This window comes from Bacillus testis, assembly GCF_001243895.1.
GTDB classification, from domain to species: Bacteria; Bacillota; Bacilli; order Bacillales; family DSM-1321; genus Bacillus_AD; species Bacillus_AD testis.
In genome coordinates this window covers 1-18,700 of record NZ_LN851180.1, presented here as the reverse complement: position 1 = coordinate 18,700, position 18,700 = coordinate 1, and the positions used below count along the sequence as shown (strand labels likewise).

At 39.1% G+C, this 18,700-nt stretch carries 39 protein-coding genes; 4 read left to right on the top strand and 35 right to left on the bottom strand.

Translation table 11 applies throughout. The features are described from left to right. Nucleotides 1–458 precede the first annotated feature (458 nt). The 24 genes from BN1765_RS00195 to BN1765_RS00090 form a co-directional block, all read right to left on the bottom strand. Nucleotides 459–857: a hypothetical protein gene (locus BN1765_RS00195; RefSeq protein ID WP_050613317.1), complete on the bottom strand. Its 399-nt coding sequence runs from the start codon at nt 855–857 to the stop codon at nt 459–461. 10 nt (nt 858–867) lie between these two features. Then, complete coding sequence (locus BN1765_RS00190; RefSeq protein WP_050613316.1) at nt 868–1,266, bottom strand: HNH endonuclease; 399 nt, start codon at nt 1,264–1,266, stop codon at nt 868–870. 11 nt (nt 1,267–1,277) lie between these two features. Continuing rightward, entirely contained in the window at nt 1,278–1,622 is a 345-nt protein-coding gene (locus tag BN1765_RS00185; protein WP_050613315.1) for a hypothetical protein, read from the bottom strand. Between the two features lie 4 nt (nt 1,623–1,626). Then, nucleotides 1,627–2,034, bottom strand: a complete 408-nt coding sequence (locus BN1765_RS00180; RefSeq protein ID WP_050613314.1) for a DUF1064 domain-containing protein — start codon at nt 2,032–2,034, stop codon at nt 1,627–1,629. A gap of 1 nt (nt 2,035) precedes the next feature. Beyond that, nucleotides 2,036–2,578, bottom strand: coding sequence for a sigma-70 family RNA polymerase sigma factor (locus BN1765_RS00175; RefSeq protein ID WP_050613313.1), 543 nt, complete (start codon nt 2,576–2,578; stop codon nt 2,036–2,038). Nucleotides 2,579–2,596: 18 nt separating this feature from the next. Beyond that, complete coding sequence (locus BN1765_RS20540; RefSeq protein WP_261797546.1) at nt 2,597–2,731, bottom strand: hypothetical protein; 135 nt, start codon at nt 2,729–2,731, stop codon at nt 2,597–2,599. Continuing rightward, nucleotides 2,731–3,258 carry a dUTP diphosphatase gene (locus BN1765_RS00170; protein ID WP_050613312.1) on the bottom strand — a complete coding sequence of 176 codons (528 nt, stop codon included), beginning with the start codon at nt 3,256–3,258 and terminating at the stop codon, nt 2,731–2,733. The genes BN1765_RS20540 and BN1765_RS00170 overlap by 1 nt, the downstream gene beginning before the upstream one ends. Nucleotides 3,259–3,356: 98 nt before the next feature. Continuing rightward, nucleotides 3,357–3,575 carry a hypothetical protein gene (locus BN1765_RS00165; RefSeq protein ID WP_050613311.1) on the bottom strand — a complete coding sequence of 73 codons (219 nt, stop codon included), beginning with the start codon at nt 3,573–3,575 and terminating at the stop codon, nt 3,357–3,359. A gap of 26 nt (nt 3,576–3,601) precedes the next feature. Next, nucleotides 3,602–4,048, bottom strand: a complete 447-nt coding sequence (locus tag BN1765_RS00160; RefSeq protein ID WP_050613310.1) for a single-stranded DNA-binding protein — start codon at nt 4,046–4,048, stop codon at nt 3,602–3,604. An 82-nt stretch (nt 4,049–4,130) separates the two neighbouring features. Beyond that, nucleotides 4,131–4,820, bottom strand: coding sequence for an FAD-dependent thymidylate synthase (thyX, locus tag BN1765_RS00155; RefSeq protein WP_050613309.1), 690 nt, complete (start codon nt 4,818–4,820; stop codon nt 4,131–4,133). Continuing rightward, the gene (locus BN1765_RS00150; RefSeq protein WP_050613308.1) at nt 4,821–5,021 is read right to left on the bottom strand and encodes a hypothetical protein; all 201 of its coding nucleotides are present in this window, start codon (nt 5,019–5,021) and stop codon (nt 4,821–4,823) included. A 15-nt stretch (nt 5,022–5,036) separates the two neighbouring features. After that, nucleotides 5,037–5,216 (bottom strand): hypothetical protein, encoded by a 180-nt coding sequence (locus BN1765_RS00145; protein WP_050613307.1) that lies wholly within the window; start codon nt 5,214–5,216, stop codon nt 5,037–5,039. Continuing rightward, nucleotides 5,209–5,694, bottom strand: coding sequence for an HNH endonuclease (locus BN1765_RS00140; RefSeq protein WP_050613306.1), 486 nt, complete (start codon nt 5,692–5,694; stop codon nt 5,209–5,211). The genes BN1765_RS00145 and BN1765_RS00140 overlap by 8 nt, the downstream gene beginning before the upstream one ends. Further along, a complete protein-coding gene (locus tag BN1765_RS00135; RefSeq protein WP_050613305.1) occupies nt 5,694–6,473 on the bottom strand; it encodes a coiled-coil domain-containing protein in 780 nt (259 codons plus the stop codon). Before BN1765_RS00135 ends, BN1765_RS00140 begins: the two co-directional genes overlap by 1 nt. A 2-nt stretch (nt 6,474–6,475) precedes the next feature. Further along, on the bottom strand, nt 6,476–6,778 hold the full coding sequence (locus BN1765_RS00130) for a hypothetical protein (protein WP_050613304.1): 303 nt from the start codon (nt 6,776–6,778) through the stop codon (nt 6,476–6,478). A 22-nt stretch (nt 6,779–6,800) separates the two neighbouring features. Beyond that, nucleotides 6,801–7,208, bottom strand: a complete 408-nt coding sequence (locus BN1765_RS00125; protein ID WP_050613303.1) for a YopX family protein — start codon at nt 7,206–7,208, stop codon at nt 6,801–6,803. Between the two features lie 13 nt (nt 7,209–7,221). Further along, on the bottom strand, nt 7,222–8,061 hold the full coding sequence (locus tag BN1765_RS00120; RefSeq protein WP_050613302.1) for an ATP-binding protein: 840 nt from the start codon (nt 8,059–8,061) through the stop codon (nt 7,222–7,224). Next, nucleotides 8,000–8,785, bottom strand: coding sequence for a phage replisome organizer N-terminal domain-containing protein (locus BN1765_RS20630; protein ID WP_050613301.1), 786 nt, complete (start codon nt 8,783–8,785; stop codon nt 8,000–8,002). The genes BN1765_RS00120 and BN1765_RS20630 overlap by 62 nt, the downstream gene beginning before the upstream one ends. Beyond that, nucleotides 8,785–9,036, bottom strand: a complete 252-nt coding sequence (locus tag BN1765_RS00110; protein ID WP_050613300.1) for a hypothetical protein — start codon at nt 9,034–9,036, stop codon at nt 8,785–8,787. The genes BN1765_RS20630 and BN1765_RS00110 overlap by 1 nt, the downstream gene beginning before the upstream one ends. A 155-nt stretch (nt 9,037–9,191) precedes the next feature. Then, complete coding sequence (locus BN1765_RS00105) at nt 9,192–9,857, bottom strand: ORF6N domain-containing protein (protein ID WP_050613299.1); 666 nt, start codon at nt 9,855–9,857, stop codon at nt 9,192–9,194. After that, nucleotides 9,850–10,080, bottom strand: coding sequence for a hypothetical protein (locus BN1765_RS19880; protein WP_050613298.1), 231 nt, complete (start codon nt 10,078–10,080; stop codon nt 9,850–9,852). Before BN1765_RS19880 ends, BN1765_RS00105 begins: the two co-directional genes overlap by 8 nt. Before the next feature lie 5 nt (nt 10,081–10,085). After that, nucleotides 10,086–10,346, bottom strand: coding sequence for an AbrB/MazE/SpoVT family DNA-binding domain-containing protein (locus BN1765_RS00095; RefSeq protein WP_050613297.1), 261 nt, complete (start codon nt 10,344–10,346; stop codon nt 10,086–10,088). A gap of 1 nt (nt 10,347) precedes the next feature. After that, nucleotides 10,348–10,515, bottom strand: a complete 168-nt coding sequence (locus BN1765_RS19875) for a hypothetical protein (protein WP_154666070.1) — start codon at nt 10,513–10,515, stop codon at nt 10,348–10,350. Nucleotides 10,516–10,767: 252 nt separating this feature from the next. Next, nucleotides 10,768–10,992: a helix-turn-helix domain-containing protein gene (locus BN1765_RS00090; protein WP_050613296.1), complete on the bottom strand. Its 225-nt coding sequence runs from the start codon at nt 10,990–10,992 to the stop codon at nt 10,768–10,770. A gap of 131 nt (nt 10,993–11,123) precedes the next feature. Between BN1765_RS00090 and BN1765_RS00085 the strand changes: the two genes are divergently transcribed. Next, nucleotides 11,124–11,336, top strand: a complete 213-nt coding sequence (locus BN1765_RS00085) for a helix-turn-helix domain-containing protein (RefSeq protein ID WP_050613295.1) — start codon at nt 11,124–11,126, stop codon at nt 11,334–11,336. Between the two features lie 30 nt (nt 11,337–11,366). On the opposite strand, the gene BN1765_RS19870 is transcribed toward BN1765_RS00085, so the two are convergent. From BN1765_RS19870 to BN1765_RS00030, 11 genes are all read right to left on the bottom strand, one after another. Continuing rightward, nucleotides 11,367–11,516, bottom strand: coding sequence for a hypothetical protein (locus BN1765_RS19870; RefSeq protein WP_154666069.1), 150 nt, complete (start codon nt 11,514–11,516; stop codon nt 11,367–11,369). 38 nt (nt 11,517–11,554) lie between these two features. Continuing rightward, nucleotides 11,555–11,740, bottom strand: a complete 186-nt coding sequence (locus BN1765_RS00080; protein ID WP_050613294.1) for a hypothetical protein — start codon at nt 11,738–11,740, stop codon at nt 11,555–11,557. Between the two features lie 98 nt (nt 11,741–11,838). Next, a complete protein-coding gene (locus BN1765_RS00075) occupies nt 11,839–12,810 on the bottom strand; it encodes a hypothetical protein (protein ID WP_050613293.1) in 972 nt (323 codons plus the stop codon). A gap of 136 nt (nt 12,811–12,946) precedes the next feature. Then, nucleotides 12,947–13,126, bottom strand: coding sequence for a hypothetical protein (locus BN1765_RS00070; RefSeq protein ID WP_050613292.1), 180 nt, complete (start codon nt 13,124–13,126; stop codon nt 12,947–12,949). 37 nt (nt 13,127–13,163) lie between these two features. After that, the gene (locus BN1765_RS00065; protein ID WP_050613291.1) at nt 13,164–13,361 is read right to left on the bottom strand and encodes a hypothetical protein; all 198 of its coding nucleotides are present in this window, start codon (nt 13,359–13,361) and stop codon (nt 13,164–13,166) included. Nucleotides 13,362–13,422: 61 nt separating this feature from the next. Next, nucleotides 13,423–14,034: a Sak single strand annealing protein gene (locus tag BN1765_RS00060; RefSeq protein WP_050613290.1), complete on the bottom strand. Its 612-nt coding sequence runs from the start codon at nt 14,032–14,034 to the stop codon at nt 13,423–13,425. Further along, the gene (locus tag BN1765_RS00055) at nt 14,031–14,513 is read right to left on the bottom strand and encodes a siphovirus Gp157 family protein (protein ID WP_050613289.1); all 483 of its coding nucleotides are present in this window, start codon (nt 14,511–14,513) and stop codon (nt 14,031–14,033) included. Before BN1765_RS00055 ends, BN1765_RS00060 begins: the two co-directional genes overlap by 4 nt. 198 nt (nt 14,514–14,711) lie before the next feature. Further along, entirely contained in the window at nt 14,712–15,017 is a 306-nt protein-coding gene (locus BN1765_RS00045) for a hypothetical protein (protein ID WP_050613287.1), read from the bottom strand. After that, nucleotides 15,007–15,771, bottom strand: a complete 765-nt coding sequence (locus BN1765_RS00040) for an AP2 domain-containing protein (protein ID WP_050613286.1) — start codon at nt 15,769–15,771, stop codon at nt 15,007–15,009. The genes BN1765_RS00045 and BN1765_RS00040 overlap by 11 nt, the downstream gene beginning before the upstream one ends. Before the next feature lie 10 nt (nt 15,772–15,781). Beyond that, the gene (locus tag BN1765_RS00035) at nt 15,782–16,048 is read right to left on the bottom strand and encodes a group-specific protein (protein WP_050613285.1); all 267 of its coding nucleotides are present in this window, start codon (nt 16,046–16,048) and stop codon (nt 15,782–15,784) included. 1 nt (nt 16,049) lies between these two features. After that, the gene (locus BN1765_RS00030; RefSeq protein ID WP_050613284.1) at nt 16,050–16,253 is read right to left on the bottom strand and encodes a helix-turn-helix domain-containing protein; all 204 of its coding nucleotides are present in this window, start codon (nt 16,251–16,253) and stop codon (nt 16,050–16,052) included. Between the two features lie 242 nt (nt 16,254–16,495). Between BN1765_RS00030 and BN1765_RS00025 the strand changes: the two genes are divergently transcribed. The 3 genes from BN1765_RS00025 to BN1765_RS00015 all read left to right on the top strand — a co-directional run bounded on the left by BN1765_RS00025 (nt 16,496) and on the right by BN1765_RS00015 (nt 18,541). Next, a complete protein-coding gene (locus BN1765_RS00025; protein ID WP_050613283.1) occupies nt 16,496–16,882 on the top strand; it encodes a helix-turn-helix domain-containing protein in 387 nt (128 codons plus the stop codon). Between the two features lie 99 nt (nt 16,883–16,981). Continuing rightward, a complete protein-coding gene (locus BN1765_RS00020) occupies nt 16,982–17,200 on the top strand; it encodes a helix-turn-helix transcriptional regulator (RefSeq protein ID WP_050613282.1) in 219 nt (72 codons plus the stop codon). 192 nt (nt 17,201–17,392) lie between these two features. After that, a complete protein-coding gene (locus BN1765_RS00015; protein WP_050613281.1) occupies nt 17,393–18,541 on the top strand; it encodes a tyrosine-type recombinase/integrase in 1,149 nt (382 codons plus the stop codon). Nucleotides 18,542–18,700: the final 159 nt, after the last annotated feature.

Here is an 18,700-nt window from a genome sequence, read left to right as displayed (position 1 = left end):
AGGATGCCCTTCTGTACTAACCACCTGGATTAACTCTACCCATAGTTTCCACCACCTTGATATGTGCCGTCTTTATTGTTTCGACAAATATCGTTGGTTTCCTGCAATTCATTTCTAATAACACAGGTAAGGATTTGCACCTTACATGAGCAACATTTAATATCGACAGGTATGCGGTCAACTGCATTTCCGCCCTTGGTCTTATTAGAGTCGGGCCTCCCATTACGCCATGCCCTTGGCACCGAGTTGTATTTGCTCTTACGTTTAAGCGTCTACCTATTCCGCCACTGTGTTGAAGTTATTAAGTTGCCAATAATCTATTACGAAAGGAAAAGCAGCTGCCACCATCGACCGGAATAACTCCGATCCCTATTTAAGTGACAGCTGTTTTTTATGATCGAATTATAGATTATCCCAGAGAGGATATTATCTTACTCTTACATCATACATTATATTAATCAAGATGTCTGTGGGCTTATTGTGGGTTGTTCATTCCGTATGCGACAAGCAACTTCCCGGATATAATCATAGTTGTAATTTAGTTCCTCAGCTATATCCTTTAAGGATTTCCCTTCGATATATCTGCCATAGAACACCTTGTATTCCAGCCCTTTGTATTTCTTAAGTTGCCCTTCTATTCTTTGTTGGCTGGCTGTCTTAATGTTCAACTCCTCATGCAGATGATCCAATTTGAAATTCAGCTTATCGACTCTTTCGGCAGCATTATCCAAGGAGACAGTCTGGAACAAACGACCACCGCCCCACCATTGTTTCTTTTCTCTTTCGCATAGTTCAATCTGTTCTTTGAGCACTTCGATATCTAAAAGGAGATCATTATAAATTTGGAATGTATTCATTGTCTGCCCCCTATAACTCTTTATCAATCATTTCTAATATCCGTTCTTTCATCAGTTCCTTAATGAATACATGCATCGGTTTATCGGATTTTAACTGGTTACACCGTTTACATGCGCAGACCGCCATTTCTTCTGTCGTGAATATCTTGTATACAGATTGAGGGATAAGATGATCGATTGTATCCCCATATTTACCGCAGTACTGGCAAGTGTATTTATCCCTTTTGAGCACACGTTCCTTTAAAGGCGGCAATTTAACTGTCAGCTTTATTGCATCAGGAGCAACCACTATTGCATATCCCTTGTTTACTTCATAGAGAGCTTTTTCATAAAATGTTTTGCCTGGTATTCCGGCTTTATGCCAGTCAGCATGCACTTTTATATAATCAGCCTTCGGATCTAATTTCACCCCAACCCCTCCTATATTTCATCCTGCAATTTCAATATGCTCTGATAAGCCGACAATGACGATCTCATGGACTTTATGGATTCCTTGGCTGTCTCATAACATCCCTTCGCTAAATCCCTCTGGAAGCGAAGCTCTGCCACCTGTTCATCACCCTTAGCCAGTTCCATAATGAGCGTGACCGGATGCCCGGCTGTCTTTAGCTCTAATATCTTATGCCGCTGTATAATCCGGTAATTGCGTTCTGCTTCACTGTATAACTCAGCTTGCTTATACATTTCCTTGTAAGCATTGCTTAGGCGCTTATTTAGGTTGTTTAGTTCCTGTATGATCTGGATTGTTTCTACATTGTTGGGCATTTACTCACCCCTTAGCCTTTTTCCCAGCTTTCTTCAACCTGCTGTATTCATCCAGTTCAATCCATCCACCGTACTTTTTCACGTAGGTGAGCAGCGTTAATTTATACAGGTATTTCCGTTCAAATAGTTTTTTCTTGAGTTTAAACGCCTCAGTCTCAACGCCTTTAATGTCAATTATTTCCACCGAATCATCAAGATTAGTAACCTTGAAATCTGCTATATACTCAATCTTCCTAAATGTTTTACCGTTCTTCTTAAATGCTTCCTGGAGCAGAAATCGCGGCTGCAGCTCGAAGTCTTTAATCTGTTTATTTTCTTTGAGCTGTTTTAATTGCTCGTAATATAATGCTTCTGCTTTGCTATCAAAAGTAATCCCATCGATCACTGTCTTCTTGTTGTGGTATTTCGCCATATTAACAACCTTCAATCGCTTTATATTTGATGTTCATTTTCTGGACGGCTGTACGTATCAAAGCGCTTACTCTCGGTTGATATTTGTTAATGGCCTTCCCAATCGTTTTTTGCGACTGTTCCTGATAATAGTATCGATCGATTACATCCTTTTCTTCATCCGTTAAAAGGCTCGTGTAAAAATCAATTTCGTCTTTATCCATGAATGAGTATTCATCGTTATAACCATAGAATATCTCCAAATATGTCTTATCCGAATCAGGAACAATTGATTCAATGCTTACTTCGTCCGCTTTTCTCTTCCCGGTGTTTAGCGCTTTGAAATAGTGAGCTATCTTACCTCGGCAATACCAGTGCACACAAGTGGACAATTTCCCTCTTTCCTCATCCACTTTCTGTACAGCATCTATCAATCCATCGACACATAGATCCTTTAACGTTTCCAGCTCAACCGATGGATAACGAGCCTTAAATTTATGAGCAAATTTATAAGCCAATTTGATATTGTCCTCAATCATCTGACATTGTTCTTCTGTTAGTTTCACTCTCGGTCACTCCCCGTGTTAAAGTTGGTCCTCACCCAACATATCTCTGTAATACAATTCCAGTTCTTCATCTTTCATTCTTGAGTAATATTCTTTGCTGTAGCCGGTCATGGCTAGCCACTCGATCATTGATTCTCTTTCCTCGGCAGTCATCAGTAACCATTCTCCTGTCGTTGATGATTGATCTGGTTCTTTTCGAAGTAAGCAGCTTCGATTTGTTCCCATGTGAAGCCAAGCATTTCTCCAAGTTCGATATACCTTTCAAACAGCACACAGTAATTCCATAAAGATGGTTCCATATCAAAATCGATAGCTTTTTCCATTACAGTCAAAAATAAATCAGTCGTTGTTCTCTCTTTCATCAAGGAAACTCTTTTTGGTGTGTTTTCCGTTTCAATCCCCAACTCCAATACAAAATGCAATCCGTCCACGTATTCTTCTAGGAGTGGGTTTGTCCATTCAGCTTGAGGACCATGCATACCTTGAACCAAATAAGTCTTATATTTACTCGTCCTCGGCTCTTGGTCCTTGCTCCAAAACTTGAATCCCCGCCACTCATTCGCACATTCTCCTAGCTCGACCATCAATGCTAGAACTAGTTTGTCGAATCGATCTTCACCCTCATATTCAACTCGATTACGAAATTCTCTTTGAGCGTTATACATTTTTTCTAAATTCATTCTTCAACATCCTTTCCCCTAATTCTCGCAAGGCTTGTTTTCTATATTCGGTATATCTGGCCAAGTAAGATAACTCAGCCAGATTGCAATTGGTTAGATTAAAGTTTCCACTCATGTTTTATATCCCTCAAAACTTCCAGATAGATAGAGAAGGTTTGTTCCATTCTCGGAGCATCTTGTTTTAATTTGGCTAATATCTCCTTGCGAATTGATTCCTTCATACTTCTGTGACGGTCTATATTAGCCTGTATATCTAAGTCAAGTTGTTTAGTATCAAATTCATATTTGCTCGATCCCATCATAGATTGCTTTCTCATACACTCATCCCCTGCCCATTTATGAATTAGAATGGCAACATATCATCTGAAACATCCATCGTCTTCCCACCATCTGCGAAAGGGTCATCAATCGCTCTCTGATAGCCCTGTGAGCCGTTGTTTCGGTTGCTACTAGTATTTGTATTCCCTTGATTGCTCTGGCTCTTATGAGGGAAGTCAAAGTTATTTACAATCACCTCTGTGTAATATTGAGTCTTCCCGTCTTTCTCCCATTTTCTAATTTGCAGCCGGCCACTGATCCCGAACTTGTCGCCCTTCTTAACGTAATTTGCCATGATTTCGCCAGTTTTCCCAAGAGCTGTGTAATTAATGAAATCCGTTTCGTATTCGCCTTGCTGATTTTTGAAGTCTCTTTTTACTGCAATTGTTCCGCTAGCCACCGTTTTGCCATTAGGTGTAATTTTAATCTCGATATCTTTCACTGCATTTCCAGTAAGAGTAATAACGTTCATTTAAATTCCTCCAATACCCGTACCTGTACAGGTGTTTATTTATTTTGTATTTATCCTGCGTTCGTTTCATATGACGACCAATTTATTTTTTAACAAGTTGACTGATGCTGATCGGAAACTTTGATTCTACTAATTCATAAACAGCTTTTGCATATTCTTGTATTTCCACTTGGCTGTCATGCGCTAGGCGTTGGTTAAGGAAGTGGGCAACTGATTGGAGACTGGCTGTCCAGTAATAGCGTACATACATTCCGTAGGCTGGTAGGAATAGGCGGGCTTGTTCAGCGCAGATACCGTCTCCCATAGCCGAATTGTATTGTGCCTCAGCTTCGTCAATTATTCGCATTAACTGTTTTGTGTAGTGGCTACCTATTTCAGCTTCAACATTTTTACCGCTGCCCTGTTTTGAATTTTCTGGAGCGCTTCTCCATTCATTTGCAGCAGGTATATAAAACGTTGGCTCCTCCGTCACGTAGCGCCGAGAGCTTTCGTTCCAGGCATCCATTGTGTGATCGCTACCGACGATATACTTCCAGTGCTGTCTAGCCACCATTAACGGTGCATACATTTCAAATTGCAATGATACATGTCTGAAAGGCGATGTGTGCCCCTCTCGTGCTAAGAATTTAATAAGGCGTTCATCCTTATCGGTTATCTCCTCTGATCGCTTGTCGTAAGATACACGAGCTGCATTTGCTACTGTTAAATCTGAACCCATAACATCGTGTAAGATTACATAGCCTTTATCCAGACATTTTTTCATTTCACCCATTTACATTTCCTCCTCATCGTCATCTAATAAAATCATTTGCATTCTCTTCCCACCCGGCTTGCAGCGTTTATGATATGTTGGAAATGTCATGAATCTAATGTGATCGACTGTTTTCCCTGTTTGTTCACTGATTTCCTCAATTGTTCCATCAGCTAATAAATCTTCACCTTTATACAGAGCATAAATTTTTATCGGTTTCATCTTTCTCCCCCGTTCTCAACCCATAAATTCGTAAGTATCGCCCTGCTGGATAAGTACCTCGTGCTTCTTGGAATAACAGTTATCCCTTTTTATCAATTCTTTATTTGCACCCGGCTCCCATATTGTGATGATCGTTAATTCATCATTTTCCAAGCTGCGGCCGGAATGATAAGTCACTCTTCTTGTATCACCCATTCGCTTCTTCCTCCCTTTTCATAAAGCGCTCGTATGCTTCATCTGTGGAGTTAGGAATCAGTCCTTCTTTAAACAATGACCATTTATCTTTGCCGAAATGGATGCCGAATCTTTCGGCTCTCATATCCCTGATTAACTGCGCGAACTCTGCTTGCTGGTGAGCTTGCCTATGGCACTTGTTACAGAGTGGAGCTAAGTTTCTCCAATTGCCTGTCCCAAACTGGCTTCTGAAGACAATATGGTGTGCTTCGATGCCTGGATGACCACACATCAAGCAATACTCTCCAAACTCTTCAATCATGCGGTTATAGTTTTCCGGTGTGATCATGGTCCGCTCTTTTTTCGTTGGTATCATTCGGCCACGATATAACTGAGGATTCTTTTTCTTCCTTGGCCGCCGATTCTTATGCTTTGGCTTTTCCTTTTCGCGCTGGTGACCTTTTAACTGATCCGCCTTGGAATAAGGATTGAATTCCATTACAGCACCAACTTCAAGGCAGTGCGGAGAGCTTTATTTTCCTCTCTGTGCTGGTCTGCAAGGAATCTAAGCTCTTTATTCGTTTCGTTCATCAATTCATTGTCACGGGCATATGAGTGGGCTTTTTCTCTCCAATCGCCTATTTCCAGTTGCGATTCTTCATAACGTTTTTTGTATACTAATAATTCTGACTTAATCAACGATAACTCTTGTTCCAGATCATCGGCCGCTGCATGTAACTCTGATTTTTCCTTTTCCAGTTTGGCTTCTTTTTGAGACGATTCGATTTTTCCCATTACTTCTTTTTCACGTAAAATCTTCGGTTCGGGTTTCCCGTTCCATTTTTTCTTGTAATAAGCTAGGGTCGGTCCCTTGATTCCATATTTGGTTGCAATGCTACTATCAGTCATTCCTTGTGCTTTCATGTCTTTATATTCCTCATGAGTCATTTTCATTTTAAGATGCTCCTTTTTTAGGTTCAGATTTTCAATCATTTCCGCAAATTCAGCTTGAGTCATTTCTTTTTCATCAATATCAGCAGACAGTTTCATAGCTTTTCTGATTTCCAATTTTTGAACACCATTGTCCAAGAGGAAAAGAATTTCCGAGCGCTTGAGATCTAACCCCTTATTAAGCAACTTTTTAAATTTTTCTGCTGGTGGACGGTCCAACTGGCTTCTTAGGCTTTCGATTTCCTTACAGATGGAGCAGCCGGGGCAATCGTTATATGTGTCACCGTGTTCTTCTAATAGATCCGTAACCCTTTGTATTGGTTTCATACTCAGACCGCCTTTACTCTGATCTTGTTCCGCATGGCACGGTCCATAATGAGCAGCGCCACTTCTTCACCAGAACGCCCAAAGTATTCGCACATTTCCTGTATGCTCTTACCGGCCTTATACATCTGATCCAGTTCAAGTACATCCTCTATATCCCAGAACCAATCTATATCCACTTCTTCCAGAGCAATGTATATGCTTTTGTTTTCATCCGTCATCATGTTTCTAGCTATTTGCGTTTCAGCTCTTTTTTCGGCCCTTCTGTCAGCTTCACTTACGCGTTTGACTTTTTGACATGCGCACATAGTTTATTCCTCCCTGGAATGATTATTGGTTCAATAGCTCTGGATTATCGTAAATGTTGCCAATGACTTCGTAGGATGAATTCAGTTCATCGTCTATTCCAATATATTGTTTTGCACCCCGTACTTTGAAGGCATTCATTACATAAGTAACTACGCCAATATGCCTGTGAGATTTTCCACAAGCCCACCATTGCCCCTTCACTACATCTCCCTCATAAATCTCCTTGCCGTTCTTATCCTTTAGGCCGGTGTATTGCCCTACTGTCTCCTTCTTTACATTTACACCATGTTTTATGATTGTCCCCAATGGAGGATGAGCGTTCCAATCAGTGGTTTCCCATTCAATTCTCATCGAAGAGCCATTATGTCTTAAATCACCAAAATACCATTTCTTATCTAATCCAATCGCTCTAAACTTAATCTCTCTCATACCTTTTCCCTCCCTAGAATGGTAATTCTATAAATCTCCGATCCTTGCTATTTTCAAATTTGATTGCTCGAAAATCTCTAAACATCCGAGAGAAAGTCTTAGCATCGTAAATCTTCTTTATTTGCCCTCCTGTGAGGTTTGTTGTGCAAATGGTACATTTACCTTGTCTGCCATTGAATAGTGCGAATACAACCCTACTAACGAAGTCTGAAGCTGTTTTATCCGTGTCGATGTTTCCAACCTCTGCACCTATATCATCCAGTACCAATAAATCTGCATCAGTTAGCTTTTTAATAATGGATTGTTCCGTTTCGGTTGAATTGTTGTTAAATGTCTCTCTAATGCTTTTTACAAGCTCCGACATGTCAATGAACAATACTTTATATTTGCCAATCTTATTTACCTCATGGGCGAATGCATAGCTTAAATGGCTCTTTCCTGTCCCTGGCTTACCTTGCATCCATAAAGTGAATGATTTTCCTTGTGTAAAATCCAATACAGATGATTTCACTTTGTCGAAGTTATACGCTTCTTCTTGGCCATCCGCTTCAAAGTTTCCGAACCTTGCCTTTAAGATAGTTGGATCAGCCACTAAGCTATCTCTACCAAAAATAAACTTATTAGGATTTTCAATTCTGTCTTTATGCAATTGGTACACCTCACTCTCTAATTCTTTTTCACGCTTTTCACTTTCGCAAAGTGGGCAGACAACTTGTCCATCAACCTCCATTAGCCGTACTTTCTTAGTCCGTTCTTCATTATCTTTAAAGTAACGGTGTTTATCGCATGTATCAGAAAGGAAGATCATTGTATTCTTCTGAGTCTGCATACCGTCTATGCTGATTTTCTTCAACTTGATTACCCCCTTCTTCGTATCCGTCTATAAAGGAATCGTTGTTTAGGAATGTTGCAGGATGTTTGATAAATTGTTTGTCCTTATTTTTGCTCTGTGCTGCATATTTCTCTGTACCGGACAATATAGTTTCTAAAGAGTGATTTTTAATAGCTGTCTTAAACGATTTGTACGCTTTCTTCTTATCAACCTTCCTTGGATAGATAGACCAGAATTGCTCAAATTCATTTGAGTAGGCGCTTGCGCTATTATTATTTATCTCTTTCTCTATCTCTTTCTCTAACTCTAAACTCTGGTGTACGTTTGTCGGACATTTGTCCGCCGTCTGTCCGCTAATTTGCAACTTTTCCTTTTCGATTTTCAACCTAGCTTCCTTTTTTCTGTCCCCTTCAGTCGAGGTTTTTCCGATGAATAATTCAATGTCATTCATATATATAGCGCCATTTGTAAGGATATCGATTAATCCTAACTGGCCGAATATTTCAAGTGCTTTTTCTACAGTACCTACCTGGTGCCGAGTCACCGTTGCGATCATTTGAGGGTTGTATGGGATGATCTCATTGAACATCAAACGCCCCTCATTTTTGAGACTCTTGAGATACATTTTTAGTAGTATGTTCGAATAAAGAACACCATCCGGCATGCTTTCCAGCAGTACTAAGGCTTCACTTTCAAAGAAATTTTCCTTTAGCCTCATGTAGTAATATTTTTTGTTATCGCTCATTATTCCACCTTCTTCATGTAGACCTCGTAGTAGCAAGATTCATATGCATCAACAAACTTTTTTCTTTTTATACGGCTTATACCGTCCATCAAATGGTCTTTATCATCAAAGTTTTTCCCAGAGAAATAGTGCTTCTGTATAGGTTTAACGCATTCGTATCCTCTGCCCTCGTTTTCTTCAATGGCTTTTATAAGCTCTCTTATTCGGACACGCTGCAGATGGATCATCCCTCTTTTATTATGAAGTTTCATACTCCACCCCATCCTCCTATGGTCAAATTACTGATTGTGCTTTATAATTGACCACAGGAATATGTTATTTTAGTGACTAAAAAATATATTGCTTTGTCTGATGTTGCAGCATCAGGCTTCGTAAGTACGTTCCTTTTTTTCGGAATGTACTTTTTTTATATTAATGGTCTCCATGCTTTCACCCATGAAACAGCTTCTTCAAAGTCTTTTCTTTTCACAAAGATGTATTTCGGTGCTGAGAATGCTCGTCTTAAGTGGCTGTGAATTTGTGCGTATATTTCTCTTTTAGTTAGCTCAAAGTCATCCTGTATAGATTCCACACGCTTTTTGATTTCGTGGTGCAATGTTTGTTGCTGGCCGTGGTTTAATGTCAATTCCTCGCTCACTTGGTGTTTCACCAGTTCAAGATCGCTCTTTATGACGGTGATTTCTTCCGCTGTCTCAAGTGATAATTTCATTGATGCCATTAATTGCTCTTTTTCTGAGAGAACTTTCACTTTACTAAAGTAAGAATCTACTAACTTGTCATAAACTTCCCAAGCTTGATCGGTATTTAATGATTTCGCATGGAGGAATGCCCCTTTTTCTGTCCAAAGATAGAGTTTATTAAGGTTTGGCGAAAGGTCAATTTGTCCGGTCGCTCTAAACCCTTTTAATTTCTCACCTTCCAAACAAATGTAATGTTTACCTTCTTGATACCTTTCTTTATTACGATTGAAATTTCTCGAAACAATGTCAGATGTTGTCCCATAGCTTTCTGCTAATTGACTGGTTAATAAAACCCGTTGGCCTTGATTTTCAATAATCTTTAATTCATTCATTTGTATTCCCACCTTCCATGGCTGCAATAATTCTGTCTGAGCATTTTTCACAATAGATAGACGTAGAAGCAAAATCTCCGTCATCATTTAAAATAGAAATTAACGCCTGGCTATCAACCTGTATTTCCATCTTACAATCCGGGCACTCTGTATATATTTCATCGCTGTAAAGATCGATTTTTACTTCGTAAACATCGAAAAGTTTAGTTTTTATATAAAGCATCCCAATCACCCCTTAATGTATTCTTCGACTGCTGCTAGCTTGTCCAATGCTTCTTGATCTGCAATAACAGTCTTTAAGTATGCGAGATTCTCAAATGCTCTAGCTAACTTATTTTCACTGTCGTAAGGTTTAAGAGTTAAACCGTTCTCACTGATGAAAAGCTCCATCGGCTGTCCTTTTTCCCAACCATTCACATCGCGAACTTCCTTAGGAATAACAACACGGCCCAAACTGTCGATATTACGGATAATTCCAAGTGCTTTCATTTTAATTTTCCTCCCTGATATATGATTCAAATTGTTTTCCTACAAGATTTTTTAAAGCTTCAATGTCTGCCATGAGGCCGTTGTAATGTTTCTTGATGTAAAAGCATTCCCCTTGCTCCACTGCTTCAGTGACTTCCTTTGCCTTCTGCTCGATTTCTGGGAACAACATTATTCAACATCCCCTTTCATGTTTCCAACAAAGTAACCGCCAGTGAAAGAGACAACTATAATAGCCAAGCAATATCCAACGATCATAATCTTCCTCCTTAGCAAACTTGTAATTTACTACAATAAAGGACCTGGTACTTATCATGTCGTTCGATGCGATTTAACTCGTGATCGTTTAATCTTGCTTCAATGAACATCCCTTTTGCCCGGTCGACATATCGAACGTGGTACTTCTTTTTATAAGGGTCCACCGCTATTCCCCTTTCTTCAGTTCTAGTAGTTCGCCAATCTCGCAATCTAGTGCGGCACACAGCTTAGAAATAGTTTCAATATTCATCTTGTATGGCTTGCCGCTTAAAGCCTTCGAGATCGCCTTCCTAGATAACCCAGACATTTGATGAAGTTTTTCAATTGTCCGGATTTTCCGCTTTGCCATCACTTCTTGAAGTTTGATTTCAATTTCTGGATAATCTGTCATGTTTTCATCTCCTTGTACATATATTACCACCAAAAGGTAGTACCATGCAACCCTTTGGTTGTATTTTTTTAAAAAAATTTTTAGTATACTTAGTTATAATATGAATACAATAGGTAGTGAGGTGAGACAAGATGGTAGTTAGAAATAACCTAAGGGTACTCATGGCTAAGCATAAAATGAACATTCAGGATGTATCTGACGCAACCGGATTAAGCAGAAAATCTATTTCTAAGCTGTACCATGAAGAATCTGTACAAATAACCTTCGATGTAATCGCTCGTATATGTAAGTTATTTGACTGTGATGTTGACGATCTACTTTATCTGGAGAAGGGAGAGGAATAATCTCTCCCTACCTATGGGTAACTCGCTGCTTCAATCAGTTTCATTCTTTCTGTTATAAAAAATCATTGAATCTTGCTCCCCACAAAACGGGCAATATTCAGGGACAACAAAATTTTCAGAATCAAATATAAGTTTATATTCCGCCCGGCATTCTTCACATTCAGCTTGTATGCTAACCATTATTTGACCTCCTTCGCATAATAAAACGAACTGCAACATTAGATTCTGTATTTTTCACAAGTATCAATTTCCCAATAGTCGTATGGTCTATATCCATAATTATCTGTTTTCCATGCCTCTAAAACACTGTGACAGTCAGCATTGTTTGGTCTATTCACATCATCTTTAACGGTTACGACAATAGGGTCATTACCTTCAATTAGTACAAAAAATGTTGTTTCCACAATCCCACTCCTTTCTGTCGCTGTTTGCGTCTACTATGAACCATCTTACTAACTGGAGACCATACCGTGCAGATCCACGAAATGGTTATGAACATCCCTTACTCTTTTGTTTCATACTCTACAAAGCAGCCGCATCCTCCGATATCCCATATATCACACTGGACTGGCTTCTTCTCAAGTTCTTCAAGCGACAAGGTTTTCATGAAGGTAAAAGGCTTTTTAATCGGTTCACCTTTTGCGTTCTCGCCTAACAATCTCAACTTAGACTTCAGATAACTTGTATTATCAAGAATGTGCTTGATCTTATCTGACTTCTTGCCAGTAGAGACAAATTCCCACACATCATCATACATACGGTCCGGCAGCTTCCCTTCTTTTATGGCCGGTTGTTTGCAATATCGGATGTACTCGCTTATGACGATTTCTTGCTCCATTAGCTCCATGAAGGTCTTTTCATCCTTCATAAGTAGATTTTTGAAATGGCCTTGTCCGGCCTTTACACATCGGCCTTTGCAGTTGTTATGACTAAACTGCATATCATACATCCTCGGCTGTCGTATGCCGTATTTTTTCAATGCCGCATCATTATCAATGATGTTATCTATAAGAGGCATTACAACTTTGAATGGCTGCCAGTTGGCTTTGATGGGCCCTTCTCGGTGCATTTCTTCAAAACCAATTCCAAAGTAGAGAGTTGCTTCACTGATAAAATCCTCCGACTTTAAATAATGTCGGTTGTGCCACTTTTCAACCTCTGGCACAATTCCTTTTTTCAGATATTGAGCAGACACTTTCATTTTAAGTTCCTTGCTGCAAGTGCCCACTCTGTTGTTGGCCATAAACCGTTGCTGGACCATTAATTGTGGCGGTGTAATTCCCCGGCTGTGGATTAACATTGGAAGTTCCAATTTATCGCTAGCTTCATAGATAAAGCGATACAGATCCTCATCTTCCCAGAGAGTATCAGTGAAGTAGAGAAGGATATTGTCTTCCGGGAAATTCGTTTTTACATAATCGGCAGCTGAAAAGCTGCTCTTGCCGCCAGAAAAGAAAATGATATGATTTTGCATGCTGCCGCCCTCCTAATTAACTGGCTTACTCTTTTGTTTCCTAAGGTTAATATGTCCTCTTACTGGTGTTAATCGAATTATTTATGTGGTTAAAAGCTATTTCCTTCTTAGCTATTGCCTCACTCATTACTTCATGTTAAGTAATCTGATTGGTTTTAATTTCAATGACATGCTCATTGTTCTTAACAATACCAATCACTTCATTTTTTAGCCCTTTGCCTACACGAGATACAGCTTCAGCAAAACTTTCGAATTCTCTAACATCAGTAACGACTCTGTTGCCAATGATGTGATACCGAATATAAAATTTCTCCAATGTTCTTCCCCCTTAATTAACTGGATCAATCTTGTGTTTACTTGTAAGGCATGATTTCTTCCCAGCTCAATACCTTCCCTTTGTGTTTCCAGATTTTATACAGGTACCATTTATCGTTCGAAACAGAGCGATTATATTCTAAGCAGTCTAATGCATCCTTTTGACTGAAAATTTCATGTTTATAATTAATTGCCGGACACTCTAGTTCCATGACATAATATTTCTTTCTCCCCATATATCTCACTCCCTCAATGAACTAAGTTAATTCTTATGTTTCTCTAGGTAACACAGGGGATTTAAGCCCCCTGCGCTTCTTTCTTGGCAATAGCAGCCTTAGCATTGGCAATCCACTTGTCGAGCTTTGCAATAAGCTCCTGAGCTTCGTTAGACATCAATTTGGTTACGTCTGTAAGCTTGAGTGTTTTATATACATCCTCCTGCTTGATATTTCGCAGTTGGGCAAGGTCAAGGATTCTAGTTTTCAAAATTCCGACTTCTTCTGATGTAATTGGCTCCGGTTGAGTTGTATCCACCGGAAGATCTTCACCTGCATAGATGTATAATCCAAGACCGTGGAGAGCGATAGCCTTAACCAGGCAGCGTTGTATGGACGTATTGATTTCAAAAGCGTTAGGTTGTGCGATAGGTTTATTCTGGTTGTTCAGCACCGGATGAATCTGACTAAGTGTAATTCCCTTCATTGTCACAGCTACTTCCACGAAATAACCGCACTCTGTTTTCATATAAGGCATGCCATCAAAGCGCATAACTTCCCATGTTGCTTCTGGATCTGCGCGGCGCAATTGGTCCACAGCCCATGCCCAGGAAAGGTATGAGAATCGCCCCTTCTTTTCCATATGCTCAGAGACATCGATCTTAGCCAACTCAGCAAAGTAATTTTCGCTCATCGGATTCTAACCCCTTTCGTAACTGTCATTTCAGCACCTGGCACAAATCCGCCGCCCTTGATGCAGGATAAAATATCCTTCTTGGAAATTTTCGCAGGCTGGGGTATCATATACTCAGATGGAATTAACGATTCATCTACTACGTTTATGGATGGTGGGTTGTTCTGGATTGATACGGTTACGGTAGGACGTTTTACTTTATCTAATCCAACAGCCTCCATTTGGTTTTGAAGATATAACTTGATACTATCCACACGGTTCTCTAACGCCTTCCTGCGCTCCGCTAGGCGTTTTTCTTCTGCCTTGATGGCTTCTATATCCCCTTGCAAAGAACGAATCAATTTGGCGGTATTTTCAGCCTTGTCGTCAATTGCTTCTTCGATGGCATCCAATGTATCACGTAAGGTGATTGGATCCAGATCAGCAGCATTTTCAGATATATATTTCCATCCTTGCGTTAACTCATATAATTTCGACATATAATAAGCCTCCTATTTGGTTATTCGCCGGCAACCCGACATAAAGAACTGTTTGCGATAAAATCCATGCAGCACTCTGGGCGAGAATGGATAAGACCTAGATGAGAGTCGTAAACATCTTCTCCCCTTATAATGTCTCCACCGCAGCCGGCACACTCGCCAACAACCTTTGGCTCCGTCCATGCGACCATCGGATTCTCAACATATTTCTGAGTCATCAAATTTCACATCCTCTTCCAAATATGTGCTGCTTTCTTCCTCTTCCGGGACATATGAAAATATCACGCGCATTCCACCAGATTCGATTCTATAGCTGTTAGCGATTTCGTGCTCAATGTGTTCCATCTCCCCGCCCAACACTTCATGTACACGGTCGGCATTGGCTTTTGCAGTTTCATGATAAACCGGGCCATTGCTATATTGAGTAAAATGCATGAAGATGAGGGCATCTTGCTCCATAGACATATTGATTAGATCCGCCAGACATTCTTGTTTAGATTTCATGGTTTTCCTCCTTGGTTTCGATTTCATTTAATATTGCTTTGTCGCCAAATACCTCTTTTGCTTTTTCGTTGTAGGCTTCGGCTGCATCAATTTCGTCCGCGAAATCGCCTATTAAAATTCGTTGGTTATCATAAGAACATCTAGCTCTCCATTTCCCGCGGTAAAAAGTTACACCTCTAAATCTTGATGACTTATTATCCTTTTTCGGTAATCTTTGTATGGAGGATAATGGCATATTTATAACATCTCCAGTGTTATCAGCATCCAAATTATTCTGGTAAGCATGTTCTCCAAAATATTTAAGTGCAGCTTTGTTGTAAGCTACAGCTGCTTCTTCTTCAATAGCGAAGCGACCTAAATTAATTCTTCTGCCATCAACTTGAATTCCTGCTAACCACTTTTTTGTGGCTTTATCCCAAGAAACTCCTTTAAAATCCGAACTGCAATTTTTTCGAGCTTTTATACAATGGCTAATATGTCGTCTTGATACAATTTGTAAATTGTTTTTACGAAAATCTAATAAATTTTTGTTCAAGTGTGTTACTGCTTGTTTATCATTCGGCTTCATACCTAAGATAAAGTGATTTAATCGAGTTGTTTTCTTTTTTCCTTCAACTAGTACGTGCCCGCGAACACTTAAAGATAATTCCGAAGAATGCTTGTGTACTGTCCAGTTGTATTTATTCACCCTATCGAAGTCCTCGTCATCCACAATAGCCTTCATACCGTTTTGTAAGACAATTTCTTTCACCATGGTTTCCTCCCTAATTATTTTGTTCTTCCATCCATTCAAGCAGAAACGTTTTAGCCTTATCTGCTGGGAAATACCACTTGCCGCCAATTTTATGCTTAGGGAAACGATGATCGAAGAAGAATTTTTCTTGAATGGTATTCCAACTCATGCACGTTCTTCTCTTCAATTCAGCTGCATCCCAGAACACAAGCTCAGCATCTACCTCTTGGATTTTTTCCTCTAACTTCTCAAGGTATAGTTGCTTCACTTCATCCTGGTCAATTTGGATGTTGAGCATATTATCCCTCCTGTTGACTTGTGATTTTTTGGCTTTCGATCCATTTTAAGAAGTCATCCTTTAGAACACGTTTGTTCTTGCCAATAACAATGGTAGGAAACCCTTCTTCCTTGAAAAGCTCGTATGCCTTACCTTTACTGATTTTTAAGAAATGTTGTATGTCACCAGCCGTCAACATTTGCGGTAAAGAGAAATTTTTTTCCATGACCTTCACCTCCTTATGTTTACCTATAGGTAAACTCTAAAACAAAAAAATATGAGTTGTTTTTACTCCTCTATCCTTTACCTATGAGTAAATTATATAATTAGTTTACCTATAAGTCAATTGTTTCCAAAGAATTTTTTGACTAATTTTGAAAATACTTTACCCATAGGTAAACTTCGCCCGATTGTACGCGTAATGCATATATAGTAAATTAAAGAGTAGTAAGTAAGGGTGGTGTTAATTTGAAATTCGGCAAAAGCTTTTTAAAAGCGCGAACTAAACAAGGTATGAGTCAGGCTGAGGCCGCTGCAGCTTTAGGGGTCACACCCGGTTTTTTATCTGGCATTGAAAATGATAATAAGAAACCGAGTGTGGATCTAATCATAAAGGCCGCAGAGCTTTACCATGTCCAAGAAGGATATTTCTTCATGGATCATCCCGACATTAACATTGATGAACTAGCAACAGAGAAAAATCAAAACTTCATCCGAGATCTGGACTTAGCTGAAGGAGATATTACATCTCTTACAGATAAATACACCATCAAATTTAATGGGAAGGAACTGACGGAGAACGAGTTAAAGGGTATTAAAGCTTATTTGAATTCCCTTCGTTCAATGGATACTTAGTTTCAGAGTCATTCATTTTTTTAGATTCATTTAGTAGTAATAAAATAATTTCGGAGATGTCAATTTCTACTTTGCTCATTTACATCAACTCCTAAAGGAATGGTAACGGTGGCTTACAAAGTCGGTAAGTGCCTACTCCGATACCATTTAACAATTAACGGCATGACTCAACAGGATTTAGCAAATCGCATAGGAAAGACAAAACAATCCATTTCTTTATATGCGAACAATGCACAGATAATGTCTTATGAGACTGCGTTAAACGTTTCCAAAGCATTGAATTGCGCAATGGAAGATTTGTATGAGATCAAGGAGTAGGCTAAGGAGTAGACGTTTAATGTCTGCTCACCACCAAAAAGTCATTGTTTACTTTAACTTTTAAAACATTTTAACATACCTTTATATACCCAATTTGGTATTGTTTAGTATATTTTGTATTATTATGTTTTTTATTGTATCATGAAAGAACAAACGTTCCTATTCATAACAGTAATAAAAGGAGAAAATATTATGGCTAGTATAAGAAAATTTAAAAATAAAAATGGGACTACTAGTTGGGAATACAGAATTAAAGTAAGAGATCCCTTTACGGAAAAATTTAAAGAAAAATCAAAGCGAGGCTTCAAAACAAAGAAAGAAGCTCAACTTGCAGCAGCCGAAGAGGAAAAAAGGATTGCCGAGGGTTTGGAAATAGCTCCTATTAAATTAAGAGATTTCTTGATTGTTTGGCTGGAAGAATACAAGAAAGGGACTATACGAAAAAACACATACGAAATACATTCGAGGAATATTCACAATCATATAATCCCCTACTTTAAAAATTTACAGCTTAATAGCCTAAAGCCAATAATGTATCAACAATTTCTCAATTCACTAACTGAAAAAGGCTACAGTAAACGTACTGTCGAAATCATTCATGGTACAATGTATAGCGTTTACGATAAAGCCCGGATACTAAATAAAATTGAAAAAAACCCCTGCGAAGGAGTTACAATTAAAGGAAAAACAAAGACTGATAACCTTAAATATATCGATTCCAAGGATATTCCCCTGTTTCTCACTGAAGCCTACAAATATGGATATATCCATTGGATATTTTTCAAGGTGCTTATTGAGACCGGGTTACGAAAAGGTGAAGCAGCAGCTTTGCAGTGGACCGATGTTGATTTAAAAGAAAGAAAGATAACAGTGAATAAAACATTCGATTTCAGCTTCAAAAAAGAAGAAGAAATGTTTGGGGATCCAAAGACATACAATTCATCCAGAACCATTACGATCAGCCAGTCACTCGCAAACGATTTGCTGTTCCATAAAAAGTATCAAAACCAAAATAAGATTGCATTAAACAGTGCGTATCACCATGATTTAAATCTTGTGCTCTGTAGAAATGACGGAAACTACATGCCTAAGTCTACTTTATTTAATTCATTCAGCAGAATATTAAAACGGTGTAATTTGCCACAAATACCTATACACTCTTTGCGGCATACCCACGCAGTATTGCAGTTAGAGGCCGGCGCTGACATGAAATATATACAAACCCGACTTGGGCACGGAAGCATGCAAATTACCGCCGATGTTTATTCTCATATATCCGATAAAATTGAGGAAGAGAGAATTGATAAATTCGAGGAATACACTAAGGGTATTTTGAATTAAAAGTGGGTGTAATGTGGGTGCGAAACATATCACCAGCAAATTTATAAAAAACCCCCAAAAATAAAAAACCCTCAATACCAATGGTATCAAGGGTTCCCTCTATCAATACATGGTCATGTATTGTTCTCTCTCCCAAGGGTGGACCTGCGTGCGGAACAT

Coding starts and splice junctions, on each gene's coding strand:
- BN1765_RS00195 (WP_050613317.1), bottom strand. CDS start 857: ATGAATACATTCCAAATTTATAATGATCTCCTTTTAGATATCGAAGTG.
- BN1765_RS00185 (WP_050613315.1), bottom strand. CDS start 1,622: ATGCCCAACAATGTAGAAACAATCCAGATCATACAGGAACTAAACAAC.
- BN1765_RS00180 (WP_050613314.1), bottom strand. CDS start 2,034: ATGGCGAAATACCACAACAAGAAGACAGTGATCGATGGGATTACTTTT.
- BN1765_RS20540 (WP_261797546.1), bottom strand. CDS start 2,731: ATGACTGCCGAGGAAAGAGAATCAATGATCGAGTGGCTAGCCATGACC.
- BN1765_RS00170 (WP_050613312.1), bottom strand. CDS start 3,258: ATGAATTTAGAAAAAATGTATAACGCTCAAAGAGAATTTCGTAATCGA.
- BN1765_RS00165 (WP_050613311.1), bottom strand. CDS start 3,575: ATGAGAAAGCAATCTATGATGGGATCGAGCAAATATGAATTTGATACT.
- BN1765_RS00160 (WP_050613310.1), bottom strand. CDS start 4,048: ATGAACGTTATTACTCTTACTGGAAATGCAGTGAAAGATATCGAGATT.
- thyX (WP_050613309.1), bottom strand. CDS start 4,820: ATGGGTGAAATGAAAAAATGTCTGGATAAAGGCTATGTAATCTTACAC.
- BN1765_RS00150 (WP_050613308.1), bottom strand. CDS start 5,021: ATGAAACCGATAAAAATTTATGCTCTGTATAAAGGTGAAGATTTATTA.
- BN1765_RS00145 (WP_050613307.1), bottom strand. CDS start 5,216: ATGGGTGATACAAGAAGAGTGACTTATCATTCCGGCCGCAGCTTGGAA.
- BN1765_RS00140 (WP_050613306.1), bottom strand. CDS start 5,694: ATGGAATTCAATCCTTATTCCAAGGCGGATCAGTTAAAAGGTCACCAG.
- BN1765_RS00135 (WP_050613305.1), bottom strand. CDS start 6,473: ATGAAACCAATACAAAGGGTTACGGATCTATTAGAAGAACACGGTGAC.
- BN1765_RS00130 (WP_050613304.1), bottom strand. CDS start 6,778: ATGTGCGCATGTCAAAAAGTCAAACGCGTAAGTGAAGCTGACAGAAGG.
- BN1765_RS00125 (WP_050613303.1), bottom strand. CDS start 7,208: ATGAGAGAGATTAAGTTTAGAGCGATTGGATTAGATAAGAAATGGTAT.
- BN1765_RS20630 (WP_050613301.1), bottom strand. CDS start 8,785: ATGAGCGATAACAAAAAATATTACTACATGAGGCTAAAGGAAAATTTC.
- BN1765_RS00110 (WP_050613300.1), bottom strand. CDS start 9,036: ATGAAACTTCATAATAAAAGAGGGATGATCCATCTGCAGCGTGTCCGA.
- BN1765_RS00105 (WP_050613299.1), bottom strand. CDS start 9,857: ATGAATGAATTAAAGATTATTGAAAATCAAGGCCAACGGGTTTTATTA.
- BN1765_RS19880 (WP_050613298.1), bottom strand. CDS start 10,080: ATGCTTTATATAAAAACTAAACTTTTCGATGTTTACGAAGTAAAAATC.
- BN1765_RS00095 (WP_050613297.1), bottom strand. CDS start 10,346: ATGAAAGCACTTGGAATTATCCGTAATATCGACAGTTTGGGCCGTGTT.
- BN1765_RS19875 (WP_154666070.1), bottom strand. CDS start 10,515: ATGTTGTTCCCAGAAATCGAGCAGAAGGCAAAGGAAGTCACTGAAGCA.
- BN1765_RS00090 (WP_050613296.1), bottom strand. CDS start 10,992: ATGACAGATTATCCAGAAATTGAAATCAAACTTCAAGAAGTGATGGCA.
- BN1765_RS00085 (WP_050613295.1), top strand. CDS start 11,124: ATGGTAGTTAGAAATAACCTAAGGGTACTCATGGCTAAGCATAAAATG.
- BN1765_RS19870 (WP_154666069.1), bottom strand. CDS start 11,516: ATGGTTAGCATACAAGCTGAATGTGAAGAATGCCGGGCGGAATATAAA.
- BN1765_RS00075 (WP_050613293.1), bottom strand. CDS start 12,810: ATGCAAAATCATATCATTTTCTTTTCTGGCGGCAAGAGCAGCTTTTCA.
- BN1765_RS00065 (WP_050613291.1), bottom strand. CDS start 13,361: ATGGGGAGAAAGAAATATTATGTCATGGAACTAGAGTGTCCGGCAATT.
- BN1765_RS00060 (WP_050613290.1), bottom strand. CDS start 14,034: ATGAGCGAAAATTACTTTGCTGAGTTGGCTAAGATCGATGTCTCTGAG.
- BN1765_RS00055 (WP_050613289.1), bottom strand. CDS start 14,513: ATGTCGAAATTATATGAGTTAACGCAAGGATGGAAATATATATCTGAA.
- BN1765_RS00045 (WP_050613287.1), bottom strand. CDS start 15,017: ATGAAATCTAAACAAGAATGTCTGGCGGATCTAATCAATATGTCTATG.
- BN1765_RS00040 (WP_050613286.1), bottom strand. CDS start 15,771: ATGGTGAAAGAAATTGTCTTACAAAACGGTATGAAGGCTATTGTGGAT.
- BN1765_RS00035 (WP_050613285.1), bottom strand. CDS start 16,048: ATGCTCAACATCCAAATTGACCAGGATGAAGTGAAGCAACTATACCTT.
- BN1765_RS00030 (WP_050613284.1), bottom strand. CDS start 16,253: ATGGAAAAAAATTTCTCTTTACCGCAAATGTTGACGGCTGGTGACATA.
- BN1765_RS00020 (WP_050613282.1), top strand. CDS start 16,982: ATGGTAACGGTGGCTTACAAAGTCGGTAAGTGCCTACTCCGATACCAT.
- BN1765_RS00015 (WP_050613281.1), top strand. CDS start 17,393: ATGGCTAGTATAAGAAAATTTAAAAATAAAAATGGGACTACTAGTTGG.